The organism is Bacillus sp. B2-WWTP-C-10-Post-4, assembly GCF_009183805.1.
Classification (GTDB): domain Bacteria; phylum Bacillota; class Bacilli; order Bacillales; family Bacillaceae_G; genus Bacillus_A; species Bacillus_A cereus.
The window spans coordinates 17,115-32,017 of sequence record NZ_WEII01000035.1 but is presented as its reverse complement, the minus strand read 5'-3'; the positions used below and the strand labels follow the sequence as shown (position 1 = coordinate 32,017).

Below are 14,903 nucleotides of genomic sequence, written 5' to 3'. Positions count from 1 at the left end.
TAACCCCTCACAATCTAAATCGCCCTTACTTCAAAACGACGATTTTGCTTCCCTTTACTTTTTACTTTATCAATAACAAGTGTTCCTATTTCACTCGTATTTTTCACATGTGTGCCTCCACAAGCTTGTTCGTCTAAATTTTCAATTGTAACAATGCGGATTTCTTGGATAGTAGTTGGCAGGAGATTTATTGCTGTTTTAATCATTCCTACAGCATTTTCTGCTTCTTCGCGGCTCATATAACGAGTGGAAATTTCTTTATTTTGCTTAATAAGTTTATTCACTTCCTCAACAATTTCTTCTACTTCCACGCTCGATAACTCTTGTAACTCATTAAAATCGATACGTGCTTTATCAGGATAAATTTGATTTCCAGTGCATAGAGCTCCATACTTTTCATAAACAACAGCTCCGATAAGATGCAGTAAAGAGTGATGACACATTAAATTATGACGTCTTTCCCAATTTATCTCTAATTTAACTGGACCTAACTTTACTTGAGCTTCATCTTTTATATAGTGAACTATTTCTCCTTGCTCCTTCTTTACTTTTTCAACTTCAAATACAGACCCATCTTGTACAATGACACCCGTATCACATTCCTGTCCTCCACCAGTTGGATAAAAAACTGTTTCTTTTACAAATACTTTATTCCCTTCTACTCTTATCACTTCTGTTTCGCAACTCGTTTTGTATGCATCTTCTAAATATAATGCCGTTGTCATACTCTCACCTCTTTAGTAGTTATAGTTATACCTACTAATATAAAAAAGAAGCTCCATAAAGTCAATTGATAATTCTGAAATTTTAAATTAATAAAAGACTCCTTTATTAGGAGTCCACTATCTCAATATTTCATTCGCTTCTTTTTCATAAATTTTATCAAATGACGTCATAACACGCTGTGATGCTTGAATCATCTTTTGATCTGTCATAAGATCTGCCATCTCTTTCGTCATATCTACATTTGAATTTTCTAGCATATGATTTTTTACTATTCCTGTTCCGTTCGGTAAATTAGCAATGTTTCCTTCTGCTAGTGTAAAGCTTTTGTTTTCACGTTGCACGAGACGTGCATTCGTTTCTGCATCTACTGTTTTTGTTTGCAAACGACCAATATTATTTTGTGTTGCTTCATCATATAATGTACCGTCTGCTTGTACAGCAACCTTTGCTCCTTCTGGAATACGAATACGCTCATTATTCTCTCCCATTACGAAAGCACCTGAAGATGTTTGTAAATATCGATCACTATTTAATGTGAAACTACCATCTCTCGTTAAAAACGTTTCATCATTTTTAGAAGTAACAAAAAATGATGTTGTGCCGGCCGCGCCGTCATCTAAAAAGAAATCTGTAGCGCTATTTGTCATTTGTATATTTCCTTGTACTAAATTCACATGCGTTGCAGCTGGTACTACAGCGTAATCGACCGAACCGATATTTGTTACCGCCCCATCTCCGCGGCGATATGTGTCTTGTACATCAAATACTTTAGACGTCATATTTTCTGCTTTAAATCCTGTCGTTTGAGCATTTGCAACGTTATTCGAATGAACATTAATGCGCTGCATGTAATTCATCATGCCCATAGAACCTATATAAAGACCGTTCATATTCGTTTGAATAAGGCAAGCGCCTTATTCTTCACCTCTTTTCTACGATGTTTGTAACATTTGTTTTGCTAAATGTTCAGCTGTAGCGATATGTATATTTTTCTTTATGTCTTGGCCATCTGTCATTAATACAATAGGAGCTGATGATACCGCTGGAATTTTCAACAATTCGCCACTACTTGCTGTTTCATCAAATTTCGTAAACACAATACCATCTATATGAATATCTTTAAAGTTTGTAATGATTTCAATCATATCTTTACTTTTCATAGAAGCTGATAACGTTAAACAAATATAATCTGGTTCTACTTGTCCCATCGTTTCAATCATTTCTTCCACTGTTTCTGACGTACGATAATTTTTTCCGGCTGTATCAATTAAAATATAATCGACGCGTGCTTCTTCTTTAAAATACGTAAGCGCTCTTGTCATTGCAGCTTCATCACGCACAGCAATTACTTCAGATCCAATTGTCTTTACGTTATCTTGCAATTGCTGTACTGTTCCTATGCGCGAATGATCTGTCGTTATAAAACCAACTGTTTTTTTCTTACCGTGAAATTGCCATGCCATTTTCGCGAGTGTCGTCGTTTTACCAACGCCAGTTGGACCGATTAATGCAATTGTTTGTACTTCTTTTTCAAAGACGTTTTCCGTATTGAAATGAGATTTCATATCTTCCAATATGTACCTGATAACTTCTTCTTCCGTAATCATCGTTGCATTTTCAAACTTTATTTTTAACTTTTCAGCATATGCATGAATGAAATATTGTTCCACATCATTTTGTTCTAGCATCCGAATTACTTTTTGAATAATAAACGGTACAGATTCTTGATTTTCTTTATTTGGAGCTACTTCTTCTTTCTTTACTGGAACGACTTGTTTCACAACTTTTTTCTTTTTCGTTACTTTCGTTACTTCCGTTTCTTTCATCGGTTTCACAACGACGATTCCTTTTTCAAACAGCTTTAATAGTTTCTCTTTTTTTCTTGCCCATTCTTCACTATTTCCTGTTTGCATCGCCGCGTATGACATAGAAGTCGTTACGTTTTCTAAATTGTGCAGTACTGATTGAATTCCATTCGCCTTCACAATTTGTTCTGAAGGATCATTCACAACATCCATTAACTGTTCATGAAATTGAGCTGTACCTTCATTCACTTCTTCCTGTTTTTCTTCTGGAAAAGCAACTAACATTTCATAATCCTTTTTCCAAAAAAACGGTATATTTCGTTTTACACTTTCATCGACAACGTAATAATAATCTGTACCATATTGGTCAAATAACTTTCGATACAATTCATTTTTCGAAGCTGCTTTTATTCGCATTAACGCTTCTTTTTTTTCTGTACTTTCCATTACTTCACCCCCTACTATTCAATATAGGCAATTTGATCCACAACAATTTCTGGTGCTAATTCGCTAATACAAAGTACTTGTGCTTCCACTTGATAACGTTCTAGCAGTCTTACAATCGCAAATCTAAAATCTTTTCTACGTGTTAATAACACTGGTTCTCTTCCCATTAAACGTGCTTGCTTAAAGACGCGCTGCACTTGCTCAACGACACGTGTTTCTAAATCTAAATCCCAGTTTAATAGGTAACCTTGATATGAATTATTCACAACATCCGCATCTAACTCAATTGAATCAGAGAAGAGCGCTGCATATATTTTTCCGTCTGGATTTTTCGCATTTTCACAAATAACTTTTGAAATACATTCACGAACAAATGATGTTACACCATCCACGTGGTTTTGATAAATTTCTTTGCCGTCAATAATACCTTCAATAATTGTTGGTAAATCACGAATAGAAATACCTTCTTTTAGAAGTTGTTTAATAACATTTTGAACAAGTGATAAATCAATTTCTTTTTTCTTAATCTCTTCTAATAGAACGCCATTATCATTTTCAAGCGAGTTAATTAAGTCTTTTACATGTTGGCGCTGAATTAATTCATGAAGATTACGTCTAACGACAACATCTAAATGTGTAATTAATATGCTAAGTGGCTCTAAAACTTGATAGCCTTTCATTTGTGCATCTTGCACCATATGCTCTAAAATCCAATATCCATCTTCACCGAAAATTGGATCTTTCGCTGGCTCTGCATCTAAATCAGCCATTACGTTTGGTGTTTTCAGTGCTAATAAATAACCTGATTTTAAAACACCTTCAGCCGCCTTCGCACCTTTAATTCGAATAATGTAACGTCCGCGTGGCCTAAAGCTCGTATTATCTTTAAAGTTAATTCCAGGAACGTTAATACCAAGGTCAGTAATAATTGACTTCCTCATAAGAACAACTTTATCACGCGCTGTTTCCCCGTTAATTTTTTGCTTTACAAGTGCTGCTAAATCTAAACCGAGTTCTACTATAATTGGATATTTATCCGTAAATACTCCGAATGAATCTTCCACTTGTTGCAGTTGTTCATCTTCGCCTTGGATCATTTCTATTTCTTTTTGAAGCTCGTCTTCTTTTTCTTTCTTTATTCGATTTTTATTACGAATTCCTAAGAAGATAATTGTTCCGCCAACGAGTGCGAATGGTAGAAACGGTAGCGGAGTAAAAATACCCATTGCGATAAATAAACCACCGAGCGCATATACAACGACTTCATGCGCTAATAACTCTTTAAAGATACCTTCTGTTACTGTATCCGGTGAACCGTCAAATACACGCGTTACGATAATACCTGTTGAAATTGCAAGCATAAGCGATCCAATTTGGTTTACGATTCCGTCACCGACAGTTAACTGTGTATAATGAAGAGCCGCATCCGCAAAGCTCATCCCTTGCTGCATCATTCCGACAATTAAACCGAAAATAATGTTTACGAATAAAATAACAATCCCGAAAATAACGTCCCCTTTAATGAACTTTCCGGCACCATCCATCGCCCCGTAAAACTCTGTTTCCATATTTAATTTTTTTCGTTTTGCTTGTGCATCTTTTTCTGAAATAATACGCTGGTTTAAATCAGCATCGATAGACATTTGTTTCCCTGGTAAAGAATCAAGTGTAAAACGAGCTGCAACTTCAGCTGTACGAGACGCACCGTTTGCAACGATAAACTGGAATATGATTAATACTGTAAAAATAACGATACCAATTAATAAGTTTCCGCCAATTACGAACTGGCCGAACTCTTCAATAACATGACCTGCATTTCCATCTGTCAAAATCGCTCGCGTCGTCGAAACGTTAATCGATACGCGGAAAATCCCGATTAATAACAACATCGTTGGAAATGACTTTAATTCATCCCACTCGTTAATACTTGTCGCTCGCATATAAATAAGCACTGACATACTTAGTAGAAAAACGATAATGATATCAAGTATAAATGGTGGAAGTGGAATTAAGAGCGCCACTACGAATGACGCTGCTAAAAAGATAGAAAAATAGGTTCTTGCAGAATCTATCTTAAACAAAGAGATCTCCTCCAAACGCGCTATTATACTTCAAGTTCATTCGTCTGAATTAAATAGCGCATAACTTCAATTACAGCTACATATAAATCTTCTGGAATCGTCTCATCTTCCTCGACTTGATAATATAAAGAACGAGCAAGCGGACGGTTTTCCACCATTGGTATTTCTTGTTCACGGGCAAGCGTTCGTATATATAATGCGAGCTCATCTTCCCCTTTTGCAACGACAATTGGTGCTGCATCAACGTGTTTATTGTAACGAAGTACGACCGAAATATGAGTCGGGTTGTTTACAATAAACGTTGCGCCATCCATCTTCTTCGCAATTGTTCCTTGCAAGATTGCATGCATAAAGTTTTTTCGTTTCCCTTTAACTTGCGGGTCCCCTTCATTATCTTTATGCTCTTGTTTCACTTCTTCTTTTTTCATCTTAATATCTTGCTCGTACTCCCATTTTTGATAAATGAAATCAATAATAGAAAGAACGATTAAAATAATTAAAATTGCTAAGAAAATAAATTTAATTTCCCTAATAATTTCAGTAAGTGATGCAGTCCAGTTAAATCCAATCATACTGACAATTTTCTCTAAATTCTTTTTAAAGAGAACGTAAGCGACGTAACCGATTAATCCCATATAAAATAGTGATTTCAAAATATCTACTAAACTTTTACGACTAAACAGTCTCGTAAAATAGTTTTTCGGATTAATACGTGACGCTTTCGGTTTAATGACTTTAGAAGAAAATAGGAAGCCGACTTGAATCATATAATTGAATAAATGAAAAGCGTATACGAGTATTAATATCGGAGCCGATACTTTCAGTAATAAAATCCCCATTAAATAAAAATACTCGGTTGAATCTGTATTTTTTCCAATTTGATCAAACAGCACCGCTACGGAATTTGCAATCTCATACCCTAGCCAATCTCCGAAGAAATAAACGACAACTGCTAATACGAGAATGGAAAATAAATTATTTAAATCTTTACTCCGGGCAATATTCCCTTCTTCACGCGATTTTTTACGCTTCTGCGGGGTGGCCTTTTCTGTTTTATTATCCTTTGCCATGCGCGTCCCCCTACTTCGTTAAGAAAAAGTTAAATAGTTTCGTATACTCTTCAAGTAATACATCCGTCATATTTTTAAACACATAACCGAGCATCGGTACACTCATTGCAATAAACAAAATACCGCACGTAATTTTAATTACGTATGCATTCATAAAAACGTTTAATTGCGGAGCGTTTTTTGCAATTAAAATAAGAACAAAGTTAATGATGAATAAACTTCCCATAAGCGGAAGAGCAATTTCAACCGCTGATGTGATCGCAAATAATAGCGTTGCGAGTAGACTATCTAAAAAACTAGTCGTCAACAATTTTGAAATCGCCTCTGTATATTGAAACGACTTTAAAATCGTGGCAACGAAATAATTAATGCCGCCAAGTGAAATAAAAATAATGAGGAAGAACATATCAAAAAGTGTTGAAAGTAAAGTAGACTGTGATCCTGCATTCACATCAAACAAACTCGCCTGTGATAAACCGATATCAAAGTCTAAAATATGTCCAGCCATTTTCGGAATGTTCCACAGCATTTCTACAATTTTTGAAAGAGATAATCCAATGACAATTTGCGTCGCTGCATAAGCAGCTACATCCCAAACCGTCTTTATATGAGAAACATCAACTTGATCGGCAACTGTAATCGACAGACCGAGCCCAAATGTAACCTTCGCCATAGCTGGAATAGATCGTCCTGAGAAAAACGGTAAAAAATATAAAAATGAAGTAATGCGGCAAAACGCAAAAAACGTCGCCGCCCATAATTCCATATTCATTTCAGTTCACCTATCTTAGTACGAACGCAATAGCGATGGGATTTTATCAAATAAATCTAAAATAAGCGTCGTTAACTCTTGGAACATCCACGGACCTAAAATGATAATAACGAGGACAATACTCGCCATTTTCGGTAAAAACGTCAGCGTTTGCTCTTGAATTTGCATCATCGCCATAATGACAGCGATGATAATAACGACAATCATACTTACGCCGGCAACCGGCATTAAAATCATAACCCCTTTATAAAAAAAGGTTTGAAAAATATCTATAATTGGTGACGTATTCATTTATATGACTCCTATCACATAGCATCAAACGCTTCAGGCGACCGTTTTAAACATAATGTCGACGATTTTTGTATATCCACCTAAATATACGAAAACGAGTATTTTAAACGGTAAACTTAAAATCATCGGCGGTACCATCATCATCCCGAGGTACATTAAAAGTGTACTAATAATCAAATCTATAAATACAAACGCTAAATAAATGAACATCCCTGTCAGTAAACCTTTTTGAATTTGCGTTAACGTAAAGGATGGTACGAGCGTAAATAGTGAAAGATCTTTCAAATCTTTCGGCAACTCTTCTCCGCGTACTTTCAGCATCATTTTTAAATCATGCTTATACGTATGCTTTGACATATATTCTTTCATAATAGGAGCTGTCGTTTCCGCAGCTTGACTTACTGTTATTTTCTCTTTCGTCATCGGATCCCACACATCACTCTTCAGTTGCCCAAGTACAGGCTGCATCGTAAAGAGTGATAAAAATAATGCAAGTCCAACAAGCACTTGGTTTGGTGGTAAATTCATTACCCCAAGTCCTTGGCGTGTAATCCCTAGAACGATCATAAAATAAGTAAAATGTGTAAATAATAGAACGATAGAAGAAGATAATGATAAAAGGGTAACGAGCGCAAATAGTTGTACACTTGAATTACTCGTAAACTCTTTCCCATTTTCGAAATTAATAAAACCGTTCGGGGCTGCATACGCTGGATTTACAAAAATAATTGAAAAAACGATAGAAAATACGAAAATAACGGCTAATAATGATAACTGTTTCTTTATTCTCATGATGGATCCTCTACTTTTTTCGTTTCACTCTTCACCGCGTCTTCTAGTGCTTGTTGAAACTGATTTCCTGTTCCGGTTAATTGTACAGACTGCACACCGTTATTACTAATAACAGTAAACACTTGCTTTCCGTCCACTTCAAATAAAAAGGCACTCGTTTGATGATTTAAATAAACGCCGTCTTTTACTTGTATATGGCCATTTTCACCCTGCTTAAAAAACTGCTGTTTGCGCGTCTTTTTCGTCATATAATATGCACCGTAGCCGAGCGCACCAAACAGTAAAACGACTTGAAATAAGGTCGTCATATACGACATATGACTCCTCCTCTACTCTTTATCTTGCATTTGACTTTGCGCTTTCATAAGCGCCGCTTGTTTCTTATCAGCTTCAATTTCAGAAATGATAATACCGAATTTCTCGTCCATTACGATTGCTTCACCGATGCCGACTTTCATATTACTTAAATACACATCTACTTTATGTCCTAAGTTTTTCTCTACTTCAAGAACATCGCCAACTTTTAACTGCTTTACATCACCAAGTGTAATAGATGACTTTCCAAGCTTTACACCAAGTTCAATCGAAATATCTGAAACAGTATCAATATGTGCTTTGCCTGCTTCATTTCGCTTTCCTGCAAAATCTTCTAATCCCATTAATGACACGGGAGATACTTCATGCTTCATATGGATCCTCCTACTCTACAAAACTTTTAAATAGGAGCGCCTTACGCGTTCCATCTTTTCCAATAAAACAATTAAATTTATGCTTTCCATCTACATAACCAAGTAATTCATCCGAAACTTTCGTATGAAGCGGAATGATATCGCCTTCTTCAATTTGTTCAATCTCACTCATTGTCATTTTCTGCTCGCCAATTGCAACGTGAACAGGTTTGTACACTTGATTTACTTTCACTTCCACTTCAGACGTATACTTTTTACGCTTGTCTGAAGAATGTTCGACAATATTTTCAGACGTTAACTTATCCATAATTTCTTCAACAGATAAGAATGGAATCCCGATACGCACCGTCGTATTCCAAAAATCTGTTTTCATATTTACGTTAAGTAATGAAATGATATCGCTCGCTGTCGTAATCTTTAGTGCATTCGGATCTGTTTCTGTCGTTACAAATTTCGGTTCAATCGCAACAACACTTTCAAATGATTGCTCTAAATTTTTACAAAGAAGCAAGAATATATTATCAAGCGTTAAAAACTCAAATGCTGTTAACGGTCTGCGCATCGTAAAGTTACGCTTACTATCTCCGCCAAGCCAACATTCATGAATATAAATAACGAATGCTAAATCAATCTCAATAACAATTTCTCCAAGCTCTGGTAAACCGAGATCAATTACACAATATAAATAATAATCTTTCGGCATTTTCTCCACATACTCACTCGTAAATGGAACTTGCTCAACCGTTGAAGGCTCTAGTTCAATTGGAATACGCATACGCGCTGATAACGTCTGTGACGTCTGTTTCCCAAACGTAGAAGCAATCGCTTGCAAACTACGTAAATGCTCAACACCGAACTTCTCTGGTCTATTAAAATCATACTCTTGAAATTTCTCTTGCTTTCCTGCTTCTTGTGCGAAAGCTGGCATTTCCTCGCCTTCATTTACCGCCTTCAGCAGGGCATCAATTTGCTCTTGGCTTAATTTTTCGCCACTCATGACAATCCCCTTCCCTACCTTTTCAATTCAACGATTTCAACGTACATCTTTCCATTCTTCGTCAAAATCTTTCCGGTTCCAATCTCTTCATTCTCAAGCATAAGACGCACCGTATTTTTCGTTGAATTTTCAAGACGATACAATGTACCTTTCGTAATATGAAGCAGATCTTCAATTTTCTTTTTCGTATTTCCGATTTCAAAATAAATTGTTAACGGAATATCATCTTGTAATTTCAAATCTAGCCAACTCCCATATCATGTTCACGAAAATTTCATGTTCTCTCTATATATGAAACTTCTTATTTTGAAACGTCGATATTTAATATTTTTTTAATATATCCTTGCGTTTCTTTAAATGGCGGTACGCCTCCGTACTTTCTCACATTACCAGGACCAGCATTATAAGAAGCAAGCGCCAATACTAAGTCGCCGTTATTTTTCTTTAAATAACCGCTTAACTCTTTCACGCCACCTTCAATACTTTCAGCTGGTGAAAAGGGATTCTTCACACCCATCTCCTTCACATTCGCTGGCATAAGCTGCATAAGACCCATCGCACCGGCATGTGACACCGTTTTCGGATTAAAATTAGACTCTACTTCAATCATTTTTTGAATTAACGTTTTTGGAATTCCATATGTACGACTTACACGATCAATAATATCCTCATACTTCCCTTCATTGGAAGAACGTATTTTTTGAATATTATACTTCTTCGTTAATCCCCACGTATCAGCAGCCTCATTTTTCGTTTCTGGGAAACGTCGTCCAAACTCTTTTTGCGCAACTTGCACTTCATCTGCTTTCTTCGTTTCACCCTTTTCTTCGGGCTTACTCGCTTCATCTACTTTATTAATAGATTGTTCCGGCTTATTAACAACCGTTTCTATTTTCGTAGATTGTACCGGCTGACTCATATCCTCTACTTTTGCCGGCTGCGTAGTTTCTTTCGTCTCCTTCGCAGGCTCACTCTGCAACTTCTCTTGAAAACGACTACTAACAAATGCTTGTGGACTACTTAGCTTTTGCTGAATTTGCCCTTTCTTATATGCAAGCACTTCTTTTACTATATTTCCAACTATCATAATATCACCTTTTCGGAAAACAAAGATAATCTAATATTAGAGTTTTTTTTTAAAGTTTGCAATAATCCTTTTAATAATTATGTAATAAAAAAATGAATATATTGTTAAACTGTTATTTTTTTATATTTATTAATTCGAATTTTTAGTTGACACCCGCTATGACAGGGATTACAATAAATCTCGAAATTGATTTTTTCGCATATTATCGTTTTTCAATTTGCAGAAAAGTCAATATAAAAAAATGGGGGTTTCTTAACATGAGAATTAATACAAACATTAACAGCATGCGTACTCAAGAGTACATGCGCCAAAACCAAGCTAAAATGAGCAACGCTATGGACCGTTTATCAAGCGGTAAACGTATCAACAACGCTTCTGACGATGCAGCAGGTCTTGCAATCGCAACTCGTATGCGTGCTCGTGAAAGTGGATTAGGAGTAGCAGCTAATAACACGCAAGACGGTATTTCATTAATCCGTACTGCTGATTCAGCAATGAACTCAGTATCTAACATCTTACTTCGTATGCGTGACCTTGCAAACCAATCTGCAAATGGTACAAATACTAACGAAAACCAAGCTGCATTAAACAAAGAGTTTGATGCATTAAAAGAACAAATCGATTATATTTCTACAAACACTGAGTTCAATGATAAAAAATTATTAGATGGTTCAAATAAAACTATCGCAGTTCAAACATTAGATAATGCTGATACAAGTAAGCAAATCAACATCAACTTATCTAATGTTTCTACTAAAGAATTAGGACTTGATACTTTATCTATTGGAACTGATAAAGTAGAAAAAACAGTATATGATGCAACTACAAAAGCATTTGCTGATCTTGGAGCAAAAACAGGTGCTGATAAGGCCGCATTTGATGCAGATGTAACTGCTGCTATGAAAGAATTCGATAAGGTTAAACCATTCATGTCTGCAGACGATGTAAAGAAAATTGAAACGAAACTTGAAGACTACAATAAAGCAAATGATGCTGGTGCACAAGCTGCTGCACAAGCACTTGGTAAAGAATTTGCTACATTAACAAAACTTGAGACTACAGATCTTAAAGCTAATGCTTCTGGTGCAATCGCATCTATCGATACAGCATTAAAAAATATTGCTTCTAACCGTGCAACTCTAGGTGCTACATTAAACCGTCTAGACTTTAACGTAAACAACCTGAAGAGCCAATCTTCTTCTATGGCTTCAGCTGCTTCTCAAATCGAAGACGCTGACATGGCGAAAGAAATGTCTGAAATGACTAAGTTCAAAATCTTGAACGAAGCTGGAATCAGCATGCTTTCTCAAGCAAACCAAACTCCACAAATGGTTTCTAAATTATTACAATAAGCCATTTGAGTTAGTTTCCTGAATAAACCTCTCTGCTTGCGGAGAGGTTTATTTTTTCTATATAGATAGATTGAAAGATTTTTTAACTTAAAGAGAAGCTCTAGCCATATTTAGTAGCGGTCAGGGCCTATTTTATTCTCGTTCGGTGTATGAAAACAAAAAGATAAAGTGAGAATAAGTCTCTTTTTCTCTTCATAGCCGTTTATTAGCTTTTGAATATTGATTATATCAATCTATAAGGAGTGTCTATTATGCGTATTGGTACGAATGTTTTGAGTATGAATGCTAGGCAGTCGTTGTATGAGAATGAGAAGCATATGAATGTTGCAATGGAGCATTTGGCGACTGGTAAGAAGTTGAACAACGCTTCGGATAATCCCGCAAATATCGCAATTGTTACTCGGATGCATGCGAGAGCAAGTGGTATGCGTGTGGCGATTCGTAATAATGAAGATGCGATATCGATGCTTCGCACGGCGGAAGCTGCCCTTCAAACTGTGACAAATATTTTACAGCGTATGCGTGATTTAGCCGTTCAATCTGCGAACGGTACAAATTCAAATAAAAACCGTCATTCGCTGAATAAAGAGTTTCAGTCTTTAACAGAACAAATTGGCTATATTGGCGAGACGACTGAGTTTAATGATTTATCTGTATTTGACGGTCAAAACCGCCGTGTTACATTAGACGATATCGGTCATACGGTACATATATCAAAATCTATTTCCCCTTCCCCTACACAACATGACATCAAGATTTCAACGGAACAAGAAGCAAGAACGACAATTCGTAAAATCGAAGAGGCTTTGCAAAGTGTGTCACTTCATCGTGCCGACCTTGGCTCTATGATAAATCGTTTACAGTTTAATATTGAAAATTTAAATAGCCAAAGTATGGCGTTAACAGATGCTGCATCTCTAATTGAAGATACAGACATGGCGCAGGAGATGAGTGATTTTTTAAAGTTCAAATTATTGACTGAAGTTGCAACTAGTATGGTTTCACAAGCGAACCAAATTCCACAAATAGTCTCTAAACTACTACAATCATAAAAATTCATCTTCCTTCTTTGGAACGATTCCATACAAAATAAAAGGGAAATACATATAAACTATGTATCTCCCTTTTATTTTGTACCCAAATTTTATTACTGTGTTACCGTCATAACTTGTCCGCTACGGTCAACCATTATTTTCATTTTTCCGTCTTGTGCATTATATAGCCCGAGTTTATGTAATTCCATTTTACAATCTTTTACGAAAGTTGGTAATTTACGAATTTGATCGATATCAGAACTTGTAATGAAATGAATTAAAAGCTGCGTCATACCTTTAATATCTTGTACAAGCTCTTCTTTCTCTCGTTTTAGCCTTTCATTTTCTAGTTGTAACGACTGCAATTCACCTTCTAAGCTACGTGTATTCTTTGCTTCTCTAGAACGCCCTGCCGCCATGCTAGAAAGCTTATAAATACCTTCCATAAACTGATGTAGTTCGTCTTCTTTCCTTTCACTACATTGATTAATTGTTTCAAAGTTATCAACGATACCAGATATAACTGTTACAAGATTTTTTTCATCCTCTTTATGCTGGATTTCTTCTTTTAATTCGTACTCGTTTTCTTGTTTTCTTGCAACGATTGTCTCTTTTACTGGTATATATTTTCGCTTTCGTCCCGGTTTTTGTTTTTCAATATTTTCAAACGGTATTTCACGTTTTTTCAATTTATAATACGTATTTTGCAATTGACTTTCCGTTTTAGGAAAAAGATTTAGTTCATTTTTACTTACGTATTTTGAAATATTTAAAATGTTTAAACCGTGACGTTGACAAAATTGATACACTTCATACAGTAGCTCTAGTTCAGACTTCAGCCATGTAATTGTTGATTTTTCATATGCTCGCATCCCGCCATTTTTTTCTATATCTATTTGGAATAATACCATTCTATTATGTAAATCAACTAATTCTTCATACTTTACTTGGAATTCTTTTTCTATTTTTTTTAATTCCGCCTCTAGTTGCATATCGTTCATTTTATTATTTGACATGTTTTGTAAAAGACCTAATACATTAATTGCTGTGTGGTGATACATAATCTGTGCCACTCCCCCTCATCCTTTCACAATTCTCATCTGACTCCCATGTCTTTTAAGAAAATAGCAATTTTTACATATCCATATTATAACAGTTCGAAATTATCTGTCAAATAATAAACATACAAAAATGTATAGAAAGTATAAAAATTTGGAAAATATTTTTTAATTAATATGTAAAATTGCATATTAATTACATTTAATTATATTATATGGTATTTTAAATGTTTTTTCACCGAAAAAATTTGCGTTACCACGAAAATATTACTAAAATAATCCAAAAAATACGTTCTCTTATATTTTCAAATCAAAAATCTTCAAATGAAGATTTTACTTACATTCAGCGACAAACACCTCAGAAACCTTTTATTTTTCTGCCAGCTTAAAGTATAGAATACTAAAAAGGAACTAGCCAATGCTACACATGGCTAATTCCTTCCTCTCTCTAACAGAATAGAGTTATAAACCCAGTCTTCAAATCCTCAATCGAAGTCTCACTTCTTCTTACCTAAAACTACTTCATACCTCTGAACTCACATCGCATGAGACTCTATTAAGCACTGAAAACTTTCTTACATAAGTAGTTCCTCTATTCCTACTAAATAGAAAAATGTTATACACTAGCTCTTCTACTTACCTATAACCACTCCATATCTCTGTTCTCAACATCGCATAGGGCTCTATTAAGCGCTGATCGCT

At 35.5% G+C, this 14,903-nt stretch carries 16 protein-coding genes; 2 read left to right on the top strand and 14 right to left on the bottom strand.

The annotated features are described in order from the left end of the window. Positions 1-14 precede the first annotated feature (14 nt). The 13 genes from GBN78_RS15510 to GBN78_RS15450 form a co-directional block, all read right to left on the bottom strand. Positions 15-725 carry an alanyl-tRNA editing protein gene (locus GBN78_RS15510; protein WP_000205395.1) on the bottom strand — a complete coding sequence of 237 codons (711 nt, stop codon included), beginning with the start codon at positions 723-725 and terminating at the stop codon, positions 15-17. A gap of 117 nt (positions 726-842) precedes the next feature. Further along, the gene (locus GBN78_RS15505; RefSeq protein WP_001013932.1) at positions 843-1,616 is read right to left on the bottom strand and encodes a flagellar basal-body rod protein FlgG; all 774 of its coding nucleotides are present in this window, start codon (positions 1,614-1,616) and stop codon (positions 843-845) included. A gap of 42 nt (positions 1,617-1,658) precedes the next feature. Beyond that, positions 1,659-2,978 carry a flagellar biosynthesis GTPase FlhF gene (flhF, locus tag GBN78_RS15500; protein ID WP_000446172.1) on the bottom strand — a complete coding sequence of 440 codons (1,320 nt, stop codon included), beginning with the start codon at positions 2,976-2,978 and terminating at the stop codon, positions 1,659-1,661. Between the two features lie 14 nt (positions 2,979-2,992). Further along, the gene (gene flhA / locus GBN78_RS15495) at positions 2,993-5,059 is read right to left on the bottom strand and encodes a flagellar biosynthesis protein FlhA (protein ID WP_000472534.1); all 2,067 of its coding nucleotides are present in this window, start codon (positions 5,057-5,059) and stop codon (positions 2,993-2,995) included. Between the two features lie 23 nt (positions 5,060-5,082). After that, entirely contained in the window at positions 5,083-6,129 is a 1,047-nt protein-coding gene (gene flhB, locus GBN78_RS15490) for a flagellar type III secretion system protein FlhB (RefSeq protein ID WP_001030111.1), read from the bottom strand. A gap of 10 nt (positions 6,130-6,139) precedes the next feature. Further along, the gene (locus GBN78_RS15485; RefSeq protein WP_001055706.1) at positions 6,140-6,901 is read right to left on the bottom strand and encodes a flagellar biosynthetic protein FliR; all 762 of its coding nucleotides are present in this window, start codon (positions 6,899-6,901) and stop codon (positions 6,140-6,142) included. 15 nt (positions 6,902-6,916) lie between these two features. After that, complete coding sequence (locus GBN78_RS15480; RefSeq protein ID WP_001098085.1) at positions 6,917-7,192, bottom strand: flagellar biosynthetic protein FliQ; 276 nt, start codon at positions 7,190-7,192, stop codon at positions 6,917-6,919. A gap of 33 nt (positions 7,193-7,225) precedes the next feature. Next, complete coding sequence (locus GBN78_RS15475) at positions 7,226-7,984, bottom strand: flagellar type III secretion system pore protein FliP (protein ID WP_001220582.1); 759 nt, start codon at positions 7,982-7,984, stop codon at positions 7,226-7,228. After that, entirely contained in the window at positions 7,981-8,301 is a 321-nt protein-coding gene (locus tag GBN78_RS15470) for a hypothetical protein (RefSeq protein ID WP_000121176.1), read from the bottom strand. Before GBN78_RS15470 ends, GBN78_RS15475 begins: the two co-directional genes overlap by 4 nt. Before the next feature lie 12 nt (positions 8,302-8,313). After that, positions 8,314-8,673 carry a flagellar motor switch protein FliN gene (fliN, locus tag GBN78_RS15465; RefSeq protein WP_000680010.1) on the bottom strand — a complete coding sequence of 120 codons (360 nt, stop codon included), beginning with the start codon at positions 8,671-8,673 and terminating at the stop codon, positions 8,314-8,316. A gap of 10 nt (positions 8,674-8,683) precedes the next feature. Continuing rightward, complete coding sequence (gene fliM / locus GBN78_RS15460) at positions 8,684-9,670, bottom strand: flagellar motor switch protein FliM (protein ID WP_000012360.1); 987 nt, start codon at positions 9,668-9,670, stop codon at positions 8,684-8,686. 14 nt (positions 9,671-9,684) lie between these two features. Then, positions 9,685-9,909, bottom strand: a complete 225-nt coding sequence (locus GBN78_RS15455) for a flagellar motor switch protein FliN (protein ID WP_000775712.1) — start codon at positions 9,907-9,909, stop codon at positions 9,685-9,687. Between the two features lie 62 nt (positions 9,910-9,971). Continuing rightward, entirely contained in the window at positions 9,972-10,757 is a 786-nt protein-coding gene (locus tag GBN78_RS15450; protein WP_000635234.1) for a lytic transglycosylase domain-containing protein, read from the bottom strand. Positions 10,758-11,014: 257 nt separating this feature from the next. Between GBN78_RS15450 and GBN78_RS15445 the strand changes: the two genes are divergently transcribed. Further along, positions 11,015-12,109 carry a flagellin N-terminal helical domain-containing protein gene (locus tag GBN78_RS15445; RefSeq protein ID WP_001222338.1) on the top strand — a complete coding sequence of 365 codons (1,095 nt, stop codon included), beginning with the start codon at positions 11,015-11,017 and terminating at the stop codon, positions 12,107-12,109. Between the two features lie 251 nt (positions 12,110-12,360). Next, positions 12,361-13,161, top strand: a complete 801-nt coding sequence (locus GBN78_RS15440; RefSeq protein WP_001219687.1) for a flagellin N-terminal helical domain-containing protein — start codon at positions 12,361-12,363, stop codon at positions 13,159-13,161. 95 nt (positions 13,162-13,256) lie between these two features. Here GBN78_RS15440 and GBN78_RS15435 read toward each other — a convergent pair whose 3' ends face one another. Beyond that, on the bottom strand, positions 13,257-14,204 hold the full coding sequence (locus tag GBN78_RS15435) for a DNA-binding domain-containing protein (RefSeq protein WP_152127499.1): 948 nt from the start codon (positions 14,202-14,204) through the stop codon (positions 13,257-13,259). Between the last annotated feature and the right edge of the window lie 699 nt (positions 14,205-14,903).